At 63.6% G+C, this 14,405-nt stretch carries 10 protein-coding genes; 9 read left to right on the top strand and 1 reads right to left on the bottom strand.

Translation table 11 applies throughout. The features are described 5' to 3' along the window. Positions 1–135: 135 nt before the first annotated feature. The gene (locus tag ABMY26_RS04285; RefSeq protein WP_372394261.1) at positions 136–1,461 is read right to left on the bottom strand and encodes a solute carrier family 23 protein; all 1,326 of its coding nucleotides are present in this window, start codon (positions 1,459–1,461) and stop codon (positions 136–138) included. Between the two features lie 413 nt (positions 1,462–1,874). On the opposite strand from ABMY26_RS04285, the gene ABMY26_RS04290 reads away from it, so the two are divergent. The 9 genes from ABMY26_RS04290 (at position 1,875) to ABMY26_RS04330 (ending at position 14,349) form a co-directional block, all read left to right on the top strand. Further along, positions 1,875–2,432: a papain-like cysteine protease family protein gene (locus ABMY26_RS04290; protein WP_372394262.1), complete on the top strand. Its 558-nt coding sequence runs from the start codon at positions 1,875–1,877 to the stop codon at positions 2,430–2,432. A 180-nt stretch (positions 2,433–2,612) separates the two neighbouring features. Further along, entirely contained in the window at positions 2,613–3,503 is an 891-nt protein-coding gene (locus tag ABMY26_RS04295) for a hypothetical protein (protein ID WP_372394263.1), read from the top strand. A 28-nt stretch (positions 3,504–3,531) separates the two neighbouring features. Continuing rightward, entirely contained in the window at positions 3,532–3,945 is a 414-nt protein-coding gene (locus ABMY26_RS04300) for a hypothetical protein (protein ID WP_372394264.1), read from the top strand. A gap of 84 nt (positions 3,946–4,029) precedes the next feature. Beyond that, positions 4,030–5,412, top strand: a complete 1,383-nt coding sequence (locus ABMY26_RS04305; protein WP_372394265.1) for a hypothetical protein — start codon at positions 4,030–4,032, stop codon at positions 5,410–5,412. 108 nt (positions 5,413–5,520) lie between these two features. Further along, positions 5,521–6,561, top strand: coding sequence for a polyprenyl synthetase family protein (locus ABMY26_RS04310; protein WP_372394266.1), 1,041 nt, complete (start codon positions 5,521–5,523; stop codon positions 6,559–6,561). A 50-nt stretch (positions 6,562–6,611) separates the two neighbouring features. Next, positions 6,612–8,360: a hypothetical protein gene (locus ABMY26_RS04315; RefSeq protein ID WP_372394267.1), complete on the top strand. Its 1,749-nt coding sequence runs from the start codon at positions 6,612–6,614 to the stop codon at positions 8,358–8,360. Positions 8,361–8,390: 30 nt separating this feature from the next. Next, positions 8,391–9,647, top strand: coding sequence for a hypothetical protein (locus tag ABMY26_RS04320; RefSeq protein ID WP_372394268.1), 1,257 nt, complete (start codon positions 8,391–8,393; stop codon positions 9,645–9,647). 128 nt (positions 9,648–9,775) lie between these two features. After that, on the top strand, positions 9,776–10,534 hold the full coding sequence (locus ABMY26_RS04325) for a hypothetical protein (RefSeq protein WP_372394269.1): 759 nt from the start codon (positions 9,776–9,778) through the stop codon (positions 10,532–10,534). A gap of 11 nt (positions 10,535–10,545) precedes the next feature. Continuing rightward, positions 10,546–14,349, top strand: a complete 3,804-nt coding sequence (locus ABMY26_RS04330; RefSeq protein WP_372394270.1) for a hypothetical protein — start codon at positions 10,546–10,548, stop codon at positions 14,347–14,349. The last annotated feature ends 56 nt before the right edge of the window (positions 14,350–14,405 follow it).

A 14,405-nucleotide genomic window follows, 5' to 3' on the forward strand; every position in this document is an offset into this window, starting at 1 on the left:
AAGGGCCGGGTCGGATCGGACTCCTCCCTGCACGGGGTGGCCGGACGTCCGCAGTTGCGCGGATCCGGTCCTCTCCCGTGCGGCCTTGCTTTGCCGATCCGCCGGAGGAGATGCCGACCGCCGGATGTTTCGACGTCAGTGGAGTGTCGTGGGGGCCGGCTGGGGGTCGGGGCGGGAAGCCTCGCGCGAACGCCCGATCCCGAGCAGTTGGTAAAGGCCGAGCGCCGCGACGGTCGCGGTGCCAATGCCGCCGATGGAGAAGCCTCCGGCGGAGACGGTGAAGTTGCCGGCGCCGAGAACCAGCGTCACGCCGACGGTGATGAGGTTGCGCGGATCGGAGAAGTCTACGCGGTTGTCGACCCACAGGCGCACCATCGCCGCGGCGATCAGGCCGAAGACGACGGTCGCCAGCCCGCCCAGCACCGGCGCCGGAATGGTCCGCAGCAGGGCGCCGAACTTCGGCGAGAATCCCAGGAAGATCGCGGCGACCGCGGCGACGACGAAGATCAGGGTGGAGAAGACCCGGGTGACCGCCATCACGCCCATGTTCTCGACATAGGTCGTGACACCGGTGCCGCCGCCGCTGCCCGAGACGATGGTGGCGATGCCGTCGCCGATGAAACCGCGGCCGATGTAGCGGTCGAGGTTGCGCCCGGTCATGGCGCCGATGGCCTTGATGTGGCCGAGATTCTCGGCGACCAGGATGAAGGCGATCGGGGCGACGAGGGCCATGGCGCCGGCATCGAAGCTGGGCGTGCGGAATTCCGGCATGCCGAACCATGGGGCAGCGGCCAGTTCCGCGAAGCTGACCGGCGGCAGCATGCCGAACCCGTTGGCCAGCACGAGATAGAAGACATAGCCCGCGGCGATGCCGGCGAGGATGGAGAGCCGCCGGATGGCGAGCGGGGCATAGACCGCGATGAGGGCGGTGGCGACCAGGGTGAACAGGGCGACGAGGATGTGCGGGCCCGTTCCCTCGATGCCCTTGACGGCAACCGGGGACAGGTTGAGGCCGATCGCCGCCCCCACCGCGCCGGTCACCGCCGGGGGCATCAGGCGCTCGATCCAGCCGGTGCTGGTGTAGCTCACCAGCAGGCCGATGAGGACATAGAGCACGCCGGCCGCGATGATGCCGCCGAGCGCCGGCCCGATGTTCGGGTTGGGACCCTGGCCGCTGTACCCCGTCACCGCGATCACAACGGCGATGAACGAGAAGGAGGAGCCGAGATAGCTCGGTACGCGCCCGGCGGTGAGCACGAGGAACAGCAGCGTGCCGATGCCGGAAAACAGCACGGCGAGGTTTGGATCAAACCCCATCAGCAACGGCCCGAGGATGGTCGAGCCGGACATGGCGACGAGATGCTGGATGCCGAGCGTCAACGTCGAGCCCCAGGGAAGGCGCTCGTCCGGCTGGACGACGGGCCCGGTCGCAAGCGGCCAACGCGGGAAGAAATCTGCCATATAGGTTCTGTCCGAATCTGTGTGGAAAGGCGCCCTTGCCGGGGAAATGGTCAGGCCATACCAAGCCAAGAAATTGACTGCATGATTAATTTCGGCAAGCGGGACACCTTCGCCATGGGAACGACGCCCGCTTTTTGGCGCCCGCGACGCCGTTACGCCACATCTTTGTGCAAGCCGTCCGACCTGGGCCGTGTGCGGCCATGGCTTTTGTCCAACGGTACATCGACGTTCGCAGGCATATGGGGGCGTGCCCCGCCCTGGCTATTTCCGGGAGACATCCGTACGTCACCGACCGCCGCAGCCCCCCTCGTGCGGACATTCGCGCTGCGCCGGTAACGCGGAAGGACCAATTTCCGTGTCGCCTGACAAAGGCGTTCGATCGGATTATCTTCGGATAGAAGGGACATCGCCCCATGCGCCTGATCATCGAACCTGCCAAAGCTCAGGGGACGAGCTGGGATCCTCTTGCGATGGCGGGAGGCGGCCTGTGCCTGTTGCCGCTTCAAGTCGAACGCCAGCGACGGAGCAACTGGTGTTGGGCGGCGATCGCCGCCGCGGTCGCGAGCTGGTACGGCCACGAACGCCGCTGGACACAGGAAGAGATCGCCGCAACGATGGGCCAAGGCGGCACCGGCGATGACCGGGAGGAACTTCTCGGAAACGTCCTGGCCATGGTCGACTGCTTCAGCCATTGGAGTCCAGGGCGCCCGACAATCGCCCGCCTTGCCGCGGAGATCGGAGCCGGTCGGCCGGTCGGGATCCGGATCGCCCGGGCCAGCGGTGCGGGGCATTATGTGCTGGTCAGCGGGTGCGACCCGCAGACCGGAGAGTTGATGATCGACGATCCGCTGACCGGCCCCTGCCTTTATCGGTTCTGCGAATTTCCACGCCGGGAGGACGGGCGTGGTTCGGTGTGGGCAGAAACCATCTGGACGCGACCGCCAGCCATTCGGCAATCCGCCCGGCGGTGATCCGCGAATTCACGCAATACGACGCAGGCGATAAAAAAGCACTCTTCTTTGGTAACATTTCGTCACACTTTTGTGCTTCATAAGAGTGCTAATGAGATATAATTTTACCAATGCGTGCCTTTGCAAGGCAAACCATGCCGCCGCGTGTTTTTTAAGCATTGCCGGAAAGGGATGATTGTCATGAATCCGTATGATGTCGCAATCGGCCTCAATCAGGACACGCTGAACTCGGTATTGAATCAAGCTTTCGGCCTTTCGAGCCTTTCGAGCCTGTTTTCGAATACCAATAGCGTGCCCATCGAGGGCCAGCAGGCGACAGTCGAGTGGACGGTAAATCAAGCGCCCCAGATATCTCTCACCCAACCGACCAGTTCGCAGTGGAGCAATGCGATCGATAGCAGCGGCGGGCCCCCGGCGGTGGTGCCGAATGCGGGAACGTTGACGCTGCCGTCGCTGACCTTGAATTACACGTACGGCGGGTCGTCCGGCACGCCCACCGTGAACCCGACGCTGATCTGGACCTGGTCGGTTGCCGACGGGGTCCTGACGCTGACACCCTATGGGCTGGAACTGACGGGGACCGGCGCGTCCGACGCTCTGATCACTTATCTGCTCCTGCCCACGATCATGGGTTCCGCTAAAAACTATATGCAGGTCATCACGCTTCCGACGGCGCAACTGGGCAGTGCCATCGGGATCGAACTCGGGCCGGCCAACTTCACCGTCAGTTCATCCCAGCTTCTGATGGTGGCGGCAATTCAGGGCCAGCCGATACCCGACATCCCGGACGCGAGCAGCCTGCCGTCGGACAATCTTTTCGTACAGCTCAGCACGGCGGCGATGAATGCGGCGGCGCAATCCGCCGCCAAGTCGCAGGTCGACGGCTCCCACCCGGTCAGCGGCAGCGGCTTCACGGCCGAATATACCGGTACCCTCGATGCTTCCAAATCGTCGATCACGCTGGGAAGCAACCCGCTCGATTTCAATCTGTCGAGCACGCTGTCGATCTCGGTCAGCGCCACCTTCCTTGACGGAATCTGCTCGGCGTCTTCCGCCGCCACTTCCCTCTGATCCCAAGTAAATCTGCGGAGGATGAAGCATGAGCATCGTGAACTATACCGCGGCTTTCAAATCCTCAAATCCAGTGGAGATTTCTGGGACCCTGACCGCCAGCGGATCCGATCTCCAGGTCACCGATCTCGATCCGCCATTCTTTCTGGTCGCGCTGACGCCGTCGGGACCCTACATGCAATGGGTGCTTTCGGCAATCGCCTGGCCGCTGGCCGAACTCATCGTCAACGCCCTCGAAGACGTCTACGAACTCATCTTCACGTTCGAAAACAAGCCGATCAGCATCGTCAGCCTGTCGACGACGGCCGACCTCAGCGCACTCACCCGAAGCTCCACCTCCATCCAGGTTTCCGCGTCGGACCTCTCCGTGAGCTATGCGAACGGCTACGTGACCTTAGCTGGCGGCATCACTCTCGCCAACCCGCCGGCAGCCAGTTCATGAACCGCTCCGGTGCAACCTGCGACACGGCCGCTTCGGACAACCGGGGCGGCATGACGGCTGCCATCAAGCTTGAGGACGCGTGCAATGAGTGATCTTTCCAATATCTTTGCGGCGGCTTGGTCCAAATCGGGGGCGACGGGCGCCATTGCCACGGATGAGCCGGCAGGCGGGCGGGTACTTTTGCTGGCCGGCAGCCCCGCCTATCCCCTGGCGCGCACGGTTCCGATGCCCGAAGTGGCCGGTTACGAGACCGGAGCGATCGGCTTCCGCATCTTCGACCTGACCGCCCAGGGCATGGAGGCGCTGAAACCGGAAACGGTGTCCCTGGTCCGCCAGGATGCGCAGACCGGCAGGCTCAGCTTCGGGCTAGGCCGCATCGTGGTCGAGGGGCGCTGCGCGATCGACGCGAAGCCGGATCCGGTCATTCCAGTCGATTTCGCCGGCAGCCTGCTCGATCTGTCCGACATGCCGCAAGCTGCGGGCGGCGACGCCTCAGCCGCCGCGGACCCGGAAAAGGAACAATGGCTGAACCAGGCGCGCGAGCAACGCACCGAACTCGCGAAGTCCACGAACGGCTCGACTCTTCTGGCGACCTATTACGAGCATAACGAAGCCTTCAACGACCTGTTCTCGCAATCGCCCGGCTTCGTATCGCAGTGGCAGAATGGCGGCGTGACCAAGGAGATGTCGCGCGATACCTCCGCCGCTCTGCAGCAGCGCAGCACCATCAATGCAAAGACCTATTCGAACAATCTGAACTACAACTACAACTCCTTCTCGCAGCAGGCGACGGTCGCGACCGCCCTGGCGGTGATGGCGACGGCCTATGACGAGGGCACGCCCGAGTACCAGAAATACGCGAACGCCTCCACGGCGACGGCAGGTTTCTCGACGATGGTCACGCAGGTCACCGGCAACGCGCAGTCGACGACGGTTCCAATGACGTCGGTGGAGATTCACAATACAGTCGCCAAGGCGCCGAATCCCACCCTGCCGACGATTTTGTTCGAGGACGTGAAGAAGGCCTACAACATCGACCCCCAGTCCGGCGGCGGCAGCTTCACAAGCGATGTCAGCGGCTTTGAACTGGACGAGGCGACGCGGGCCCGTATCCAGAGCGTGGCCGCCGCCGTCCGCAAGGATCTCGCGGAGAACGCCGCCATCGTCGGACGGCCGCTGTTCGAAAGCGGTTGCCGTGCCGAACTGGACGGGATCGCGTTTTCGCTGACCTGGCGGCGCGAACGTGGGCGGGTCAGGATCGTTGAGGCCCAGGTCACGCTTCCCGCTTTCGCGCTCGACATCGATGACGAAAGCTGGATCGGCGAGGCCGGGGAGCGCGCGCGCGAAAGGCTGGGGAGCCTTCAGTTCCTCCACAGCGCCCTGGAGGGCTGGATCGAACAAGGCGTACGCGCCCATGTGCTGCCGCGGACGGCTGCGATCCTGTCCGACATCATCGTGAACGCCTGACCGCGCGGCGGCCGGCCCGGTGTCGAACCGGGCCGGCCGCCGTTCCCCACCGCCGAACCCGGGGTTCCGCCAACCGCCGGCCGCGCGCCGGAAGGATCGAACACGCCCATGCCGCTCAAGCTCGCCATCGACTCCCGCAAAGGCGGATCCGATCCCATTTCCGAAATCTACGACGGTCTCCTTGCCGATGACATGGCCGCTGTCCACCGGGAGCTGGAAGCGGCGATGATTCCGCAGGCGCGCTATCTGACCGACGCCGAAATCGGCATCTACCGGCGCGGAAAGAAATTGCGGCCGATGCTGATGGTCCTGAGCGCGCGGATGCTCGCCGGGGCGGACGCGCCGCCATCCCCCAGGGTGGTGAAGGGAGCCGCGTCACTTGAAATGCTGCATGTCGCGACCCTGATCCACGACGACGTCATCGACAGGTCGATGGTCCGGCGTGGCATGCCATCGGTCAATGCGGCCCGTGGGGCGGAGACCGCGATCATCATCGGCGACATGCAGTTCGTCCAGGCCCTGCGCGGCTTCATCGACACGATAACCGTGCCGGACGACATGGAACTGGTGCGCCTCGTCCTCGACACGGCCTTCCGCATCTGCTGCGGCGAGCTGGACGAGTTGCAGACCGACCCGCGATGGGATTTCTCGGTCCTCCGCAGCCGCTATCTCGCCACCATCGAACGCAAGACGTCGGTTCTGTTCGGGCTTGCCTGCGAAGCCGGGCTGTCGCTGGCCGGCGGCAGGCGGTCGGACTGCCGCCGGATCGGCACCTTCGGACGGCGGCTGGGCGATGCCTTCCAGATCATGGACGATGTCTTCGACTTCCTTCAGGACGAACGGCAGAGCGGAAAGCCGGTCGGTATGGACCTGACCAGCCGGCGGGTTTCGCTGCCCCTGATCTACGCGATGGAGGAACTGGGGCCGAACCATGCGGTCACCCGGTTCATGCGGGGAGGCGCCTGCGATCCGGCCGAGCTGGCTGAAGCGATCGAGGCGGTGAAATCCAGCAACGCCATCCAGCGGGCCTATGCGGACGCGCGGGCCAAAGCATTGGAGGCACTGAGCTATTTGCAACCATTCCCCGACAATCGATACCAGCGGGCGCTGCAACGGCTGACCCACCACGTCGTGGACCGCGGATATTAGAAAGCCGGCGGGCTGGTATCGGAAAGGGCAACTCCACTCAGGAGCGGAGCATGAGCGGCAATCTCGCGTCCTTTATCTTCAATTCTCTCGTCAGCCTGCTGAACGACCCCGACAACCAGCAGTATTATCTGCCAACGGTGCTGGGAGGAATCGAGAATGACGGCTCTCCCCTGTTCCCGCTGTCCGTTGCGACCCTGCCGCTCGGCACCATCACCGGACAGTCGGGATTGTCCGCGGCGACGGCGATCGCCGGATCCTGGTATCAGGTGGTTTCGGCCAAGCAACCCTGGGCCATGGACCATTATGGCATCCCCACGCCCTGCACGGCCGGCTCGCCCTGCGCCTGCAACGGCACCGGACAGGGAACCGGCCCGTCAGGCCAGGGGTCGAGCGACTGTCCGCAGGTGTCGCTGAGCCAGGCCGTGATCGACAACCTCCAGTACCTGTCCGTCGATTCGCCGCCGACCATCACGCCGACGTCGACCGGTTACACCGTGACCTTCGGCCTGTCGCAGCTCATAACTGGGCCGTCCACGCCCACGAACCCCATCACGCTGACCAGCAATTTCCTCGTCCAGCAGAGCGTGTGCACGGCCGCCGCCAAGAAGGGCGGGAAGGGCGACGGCGACCAGACGCAGCCGTCCTGCGACGGCTTTCTGTCCGATACCGTCGACATGAACGGCAGCATCACGGTGCAACTGCCGACATCCAGCCTGACCGTCACCGTCACCCTCGCGCCGGCGAGCGATGGATCGCAACTGGACGCGACGATCACCGGCCTCGTCTTTGCGTCGACCGGCAGCCTCACGGTGGAATCGCTGAATCCTGACAGTTCGGCCGCGCAGATCCTTCAGCAGGCATGGACCGATCTCGCGGACGAAGCCCTGCAGAATGCCGCCACCATGCAATCCATCGTGGACTGCATCAACGACTGGCTTCAATCCAATCTCAACTCCTTCCAGTCGCAGGTGGAAGGACTCGTCAACGGCGCGCTCGACAAAATCGTTGGCGAAGTGCCTCAAACCGGGCTCGTCTCCGATCCCTTGTCGTCCGACACCAATCCGGCCGACGGCTATCTCCTGGAGCGGCTCCACACCGCGCTGGTGACCGAGGGCGAGGCCTATTACCTCCCGAAGGACATCCTGTTCTTCAGCAGCCCGGTGCTGGAGCCTTACACCATCCAGTCGATTTCCCTGCCATCCCAGACGGTCGGACAAGTGCCGATCAACGACATATCGCTGACGTCGGTCACCATCAGCGGCACATCGAACGCGACGATCCAGCCGGGCGCGATGTCTCTGAACGGCAACACGATCACCGCGACGGTCAGCTTCGGCATCCTCGATCCGGGACCGACCGTGACCGGAATGGTCGGCGGCCAGACCGAGACGCTGACGGTTCCGTCGCCGCCGATCACCATCGGGGGCTCTTTCGCCTTTACGCCCGGCCAGTCCCCCAATCCGGTCACCGGCAACATCACGGTGACGGTGCAGCAGGCGCTGGCCACCCTGGTCTTCACCTTTTCCGGGACGGATTACAGCGACCTCCAGGTCGACATATCCGCCCTGACCCTCGCTCTGCCCACAAGCCAGGATGCGACCAGCTATGTCAGCTTCTCGGTCGATCTCACCGACGACAGCGGCATGGACAGCCTGATCGATTCCGCGCTGAACACCGACACGGTGATCGGCGACCTGCTGTCGCAGCTCCAGTCGACGATCTCGTCCGATCTCCCGGCGATCGGCACGTCCATCAGCAGCAGCCTGCAAAGTCTGATCGCGCAGCAGCTCAACTCCTGATCCTCCACGCCATTCTCTGGAAGACCTTCCATGACTTCGAACGCAGACCTCTTCCTGGGTGTCGGCAGCGCCGCGCTGGATCAATGGATTTCCACGCTCTATGGAATGCCCCAGCTGCAGGGCAGCCTGTTCTCGGGAAGCACGACCCAGTCGATCGCCGGGATCGGTGACGACGTTATCCTCGATTGGACGGTGACGCAGACGCCGACCGTCACCTTGGCGGATCCCGGCCCGCTGTGGCAGCAGGCGATCGGCGTGACCGGTGCGCCCCCCACGCCTGTGCCGAACGCCTTTACGGTGTCGTTGCCCGCGTTGACGTTGACCATCCAGGTGAACGGCTCGCCGCCGCAATCGGCCACCATCGCACCGACCGGCTTGGTTCAGGCCACCCTGTCCGGCTCGAACGTGTCGATCGCTCCGGTCGGTGCGGTCGTGGATCTGAACGGATTGAGCGAGAACCAGCAGACGATCTACCGCTATCTCGTCATCCCGACCGTCCTGCAGATCGTCCATGGCCTTCTGGGCGGATACGCCATCCCGCAATTGTCGCCCCTCGGCGTCGCCTTGTCGGCCCCGGCGCTGGCCGTCGGCAACGGGCTTCTGCTGGTGGCGATGAATCTGGGCGCCACCGTACCGGCCACGCCCAGCCTGGATACCCTGCCGCCGGACCCGGTTTTCCTGCTGGCATCCGCCGCTGCCGCGCAGGCCTTCGTGAACGCCGGCGTGCAGCAGATCGCGAACACCACCAAGAGCGTGGGCGGCAGCGAAGGATTCACCCTTGCCAACGCCAGCTACAATGCCAGCCTGTCGCTGGGGGCGGTGACGGTCCAACTCGACCCGGCGGATCTGACCCGGGCCACGGCCCTGGTCCAGCTTTCCGCCAGCGCATCGGCCCAGGCGACCGCGCTCTTTCTCAGCGCCTCGATCGGCTACGATGCATCCATCAGCCCGTCGCCGGTCCCGCTGTCGATCCAGATCTCGGCCTCTGGAAGCAATGTCCTCGCGACCGTCTCCCCGCCGCCGCCGGTGTCCATAGGCCTGACGCCGACGGGCGACATCAGCTCCATCATCCTGTCCGGCATCGCCTGGCCGCTTGCGTCGGTGATCGTAAACCTGCTGCAGCCCCTGGCGGACCAGCTTCTGGTCGCGAACAACCCATACGCCGTCGTGACCATTCCCCAGACCACCCAATCGATCAACGGCGTGCCGGTCACCATCACGGTCAACGTCGTCACCGTGGAGATGTTCGGCCAGATGCTGAAGGTCGGCGGGACATTGACGCTGTAGGCAGGCTTGAGCACTGCGATCTTCACGACACGTCGAGCGAACTGGGGGATTGGATGACCGCGCTTTCGGTTATGCAGCAGAACATGCGGTGCTTCTATCCATATTCAATGGATAGGGCGGCCGTCTATATGAACGCCTTCAACCTGATCCGGCAAATCCTGGACAATGCCGGCAGGCCGAGGCCGATGATGGTCGGCTTCACGGAAGTGCAGTCGGGAGGACCGTATTCGCAGAACGGCCTGTCCCAGATCGCCGGCCGCGTCATGAGCGGCGGGTACGCCAACAACGTGCTGGCGATCGCCATCGGCCAGACAGCTCTGTCGAACTGGCCGGAATATGTCGGCATAGCCTACGACCCCGCGAGCATCACCGTCACCGGGTGCGGTCAGGTGCTGCGCGTCGGCACGGCTTGGCAGGTGTTTGCCTACACCCAGACCACCGGGAACGTCGGCATGCCGCAGGCGCAGAATCTGAACATGGACCATCGCGGTCTCGGGCTGGTATCCGGGACCATCGGCGGCAAAGCCTACATCTTCGGGTTTTCCCACAACGTCTATGCGGTCAACTATCCCGCCCTGCTGATGCAGGCGCTGCCTCAGATCGCCGCGGACGCCCGGCAGGCCTTCGGCCAGGATGACGCGGTCATCGTCTTCGGCGGTGACTTCAACTGCAATCCCCGGAACCGCAACGGCGCCGTCAATCTGGAGGCCTATTCGCCGATCGACAACGGTCACTACATTCCCACCACCAACGCGCACGCATACGATTACTGGTTGGTCGACGACCAACTTCTGGTCCCCGAACCGTTGATCTGCCCGACAACACGGAACGTTACGCTGGGTCTGTCCGACCACGCCGCCGTAATCCTGCAATACGCTACGCCGTAAGGGAAGTCGCCATGACCAGCCTGCCCAACGATTCCGTGCTGCCTGTCGTCGGCGACAGCGTTTCCATCGGGGCGTCCCTGCTGCCGGAGCCGTTCCAGACGGCGCTGTCTCTGGCCACCGGCGGGACCGGCCTGAACGTCGCCAACGCCACGCGGACCGCGACCTCCAGCAGCGTGTCGGTAACGGGAACGGCGAGCTTCCTGGGACAATCAGGGGCCGCCGTGACCGCCACCATTGAAACCGATCCGACATCCGGCGCAGTCACAGGCGGACAGGTCGCCATCCAGGTTGCCGGGGGTGCGGCCGCGGCGAGTGGCTGGAGCTTCGCCACCAGCTTCCCGAACCTTCCCCCCTTCCTCAGTTCCCTGACGTCAAGCGAAACGGGCAACGCCGTCGGCAGCCTGTCCTTCTCAGTCGCCAGCTTTCTTCTGTCGGCAGATGGTGCCACCGATCCGGCGACGGGCGTCAGTGTTCCTGCCGGCCTGGCCTTTGCCGGAGAGGCGGAAATCTCACCCTTCCTCGGGGTTGTTTCGTCCTGGGTCACCGGCACATCCTCCGTCACGCTGGCCGGCCCCATCGTCCTGCCGGCGCCGACGGCGCAACCCATGCCAGTTCCGTGGACACCGGGGGATTATCCCTGGACCATGTCGCCACGCCCGCCCGGACTCTATCTGAGCTGCGACCTGGACCTGAGCTTTGACATCCCCGACACCAAACTGTCCCTTTCCAAGGGAGCCATCCAGCTCTACACGCCGGACAGCGGCAGTTGGATGCAAGCCAACCCCGGCTACTTTCCCGACTTGGCGGTAACGGCTCATCTGTCGATCCCCAGCACGGGACAGCACGCCAAGATCGTCGTCGCCGACCCGGTCGGCAACACGGCGGTCAACATATCGGGCTATTTTACCGGATTCACCCTGTCGGCCCTGGCCGATCTCGCGGATCTCGTGTGCAGCGGCGACATCGCCGGTGCGTTGCCATCGGATGTGGTTTCCAGCCTGCAGGGCATTTCGCTGCAGAGCATTTCGCTGCAGCTAAGCGAGTCCTTCGCGCTGCAGGCAATCGGCATCAGCGTGCAGCTGGCCGGTGCCTCGACCGGTGCCGTCACCGGCTATTCGATTGACAGCCTCGTCGCGGATTTCGGCCTGGTCCCGCCTTTCGTCGCGACCGACATCGGCGTCAACCTGACCGGACAGTTCACGATCTGGGGCCAGAAGACCGCGGTGACCCTCATGCTGCCGCAGGACATGGTGACGGCCAGCCTGCCCGATGGGGTTTCCATCGATTTCTCCACCATCGCATCCGACTTGTCGCTGCCATCCGGCATCCCCGACCTGACGATCAATTCGCTGGATGTGACCCTCGATTTCAGCGGCGATTTCAGCGTCGAGGCGGCAATCGCCGACTCGCCGCCCTGGGTTCTGGAGCTTGGTCCCACCAGCGTGACCGCATCGGATATCTATGCTGCCATCGTTCACCAGAATCAGACATGGAGCGGCGGCTTCAGCGGCACCTTTGCCTTTGGCGACAGCCTGACGCTGAACGCGACAGCGGTTCTGCCCGGCAGTTTCCAGCTCACCGCCAACCTGGAAAACATCGGCCTCACGGACCTGATGTCGGCGTTGACCAGTGTCGCGCCCTTCCTTCCCTCCAGTTTCGACCTGACCTTCCAGGACGTGTCGATCCTGATCCAGGACAACGGCAGTGCGCTCGAATTCATGCTTGCCGCGACGGTCCAGGGCTTCGGCACGGGCATCGTCCTGGTAAACCAGGATGCCTCCCAGCAATGGGGAATCGTCGTCGGCATGAATGTCGACGGCGGGGCCATCGCGTCGATCCCCGGCCTCGACCTGCTCAGCTCTTTCGCTGGCTTCACCCTGACCGACCTGATCCTGGTGGTCAGTTCCGGGAATGTGCCTGGCTTCTCGTTCCCCGGCCTGTCCGTCTTTTCGAACGCCGGGCTGCCGGTGCCTCCGACCGGCGTCAACCTGCCGTCCCAGGTTTCCGGCCTTGTAGATGGCCTGAATTTCTACGGGCAGTGGCAACTCGATTCGCAAGACCAGCAACAGGGGCTGCTCTCCAGCCTCCTCGGCATCGACGCTGCACTGGACATCATCCTGCAGGTATCCGATCCGCCGGAGAACGACACCCGCTTCGCCGTAACCCTGAGCGAGAACAGCCAGGGCGACTCGCTGTCCATCGGCGGCCAGCCCCTGATCTGCACGCTTGCTGTCCAAATCGTGAATGACGTGGCCTCGCTGGACTTCAGCGGCGAGATGACCTGCACCATCCAGGGCACAACCCAGCTCATCGACGTGGAGTTGGAATGGGCCGAGAATGGTGCGTTCATCTTCGGTTCGATGACCTCGTCCGAGACCGGGAATGCGAAGAATCTGCCGCAGACCATCAGCTTCGGCAGCCTTCAGCTTGCCGACGTGATGCTGATGGTCGGCATCGACTGGGAGGGCGTGCCCAGTTTGGGCTTCGCGGCTACGATCGAGGATGAGGATGACGGGGTCCAGGCCTCGCTGACCGTCATCCTGAATTCGGCCGATCCCACCCAGAGCGTCATTGCCGGCTCGATCAGCCCCATCACCCTCGACAAGATCTTCTCGGCGCTGCTTCCTGGCGTCGGGGCGTCGCCGATCGGACAGGTTCTGGCCGCCGTTTCCCTCGTCGGGGCTGCGGCCCAGCCATTGTCGGGCTCCAGCTTGGCCGCCGACCTCAACGGCTACAACCTGACACCGGTGGTCGCCGCCATGAACGCGGCGGGCTTCAGCGTCAGCACGACCAGCAGCAATCTGCTGCTCGTTCTCGACAAGACGGACCCGACCGAACCGATCAGTTCTGTCAACCAGTGGGGGCTGACGGACATCTCGTCCGGCCTGCACTACACCTTGTCGGCCGATGCATCGGGCAATGTGACAGCGACCCTCGACCCGCAGTTCACTCTGGCCCTGGCGACGACGACCATTGCCGGAAACAGCTATCAGAAGGGAATGTTCCTGGCGGGGGGACTACAGGTCGAGGATTTCGTCTTCCAGGTGATCGCTGCCTTCTATCCCGACGTCGGTTTCTACATCGATGCATCGATCAACGATCCGCTCGTCATCGGCCCGGCCGGGCTTTTCTCCATCGGCAACGCCGACATGACCGCCGGACCGCAGTTGACCGTCTGCACCTTCACCGGCAGCAATCCGGTGACCAAGGCGCAGATGCAACCGCAGTTCAACCTCAGCGGCTCGGTCAGCCTCTTGGGCGCGACCGCGTCTATTCTGATCGATGTGACCGAAAACGGCTTCAGTTTTTCGATCGACACCGACCTCCTCGACATCGTCACCGCTTCGCTCTCTGGCAGCTACAACAGCAGCAGCGGCCTATCGATCACAGGCTCGCTCGAGGTTGGGATCAAGTCGATCGACCTTAGAACCCTGGGGTCGATTCCGATCGACACCTCGATTTCGGTGACTCTCACGGTATCCGCCGGTTCGGGCTCGGCATCGGTCGAAGTGAGCGGATCCCTGACCCTTTTCGGGCACAGCTTCTCGGTCCCCAGCACCAGCGTCACGATCAGCGCCACCGCCATGGAGAACATGGCGGAGACTATTGCCGGAGCCGTCGCCAACGGCCTGATCGATTTTTATAATAATGACGTCCAGGCCTGGGTTGACGACGTCAAGTCCGACCTGATCACTGGGGTCGAGGATATCGAGAGCATCCTTGAAAGCGAATTCAACCAGACTGAAGATCAAGTCAAAAAACTTCTGCAGGATGCGCAGGCCTGCTCCGTAACCAGTGCCGCAATGAGCTTGTGATGAACGGCATGGGGAGCCAATACCGAAGTTGTTTATTATTGAGACACTTTCGGTGT

Source organism: Azospirillum sp. HJ39, from assembly GCF_041507355.1.
In the GTDB taxonomy this organism is placed as follows: Bacteria; Pseudomonadota; Alphaproteobacteria; order Azospirillales; family Azospirillaceae; genus Azospirillum; species Azospirillum thiophilum.

What these genes read in the sequence shown, in the direction of transcription:
- ABMY26_RS04310 (WP_372394266.1), top strand. Translation starts at nt 5,521, where the DNA reads ATGCCGCTCAAGCTCGCCATCGACTCCCGCAAAGGCGGATCCGATCCC.
- ABMY26_RS04320 (WP_372394268.1), top strand. Translation starts at nt 8,391, where the DNA reads ATGACTTCGAACGCAGACCTCTTCCTGGGTGTCGGCAGCGCCGCGCTG.
- ABMY26_RS04285 (WP_372394261.1), bottom strand. Translation starts at nt 1,461, where the DNA reads ATGGCAGATTTCTTCCCGCGTTGGCCGCTTGCGACCGGGCCCGTCGTC.
- ABMY26_RS04315 (WP_372394267.1), top strand. Translation starts at nt 6,612, where the DNA reads ATGAGCGGCAATCTCGCGTCCTTTATCTTCAATTCTCTCGTCAGCCTG.
- ABMY26_RS04330 (WP_372394270.1), top strand. Translation starts at nt 10,546, where the DNA reads ATGACCAGCCTGCCCAACGATTCCGTGCTGCCTGTCGTCGGCGACAGC.
- ABMY26_RS04305 (WP_372394265.1), top strand. Translation starts at nt 4,030, where the DNA reads ATGAGTGATCTTTCCAATATCTTTGCGGCGGCTTGGTCCAAATCGGGG.
- ABMY26_RS04290 (WP_372394262.1), top strand. Translation starts at nt 1,875, where the DNA reads ATGCGCCTGATCATCGAACCTGCCAAAGCTCAGGGGACGAGCTGGGAT.
- ABMY26_RS04295 (WP_372394263.1), top strand. Translation starts at nt 2,613, where the DNA reads ATGAATCCGTATGATGTCGCAATCGGCCTCAATCAGGACACGCTGAAC.
- ABMY26_RS04325 (WP_372394269.1), top strand. Translation starts at nt 9,776, where the DNA reads ATGAACGCCTTCAACCTGATCCGGCAAATCCTGGACAATGCCGGCAGG.
- ABMY26_RS04300 (WP_372394264.1), top strand. Translation starts at nt 3,532, where the DNA reads ATGAGCATCGTGAACTATACCGCGGCTTTCAAATCCTCAAATCCAGTG.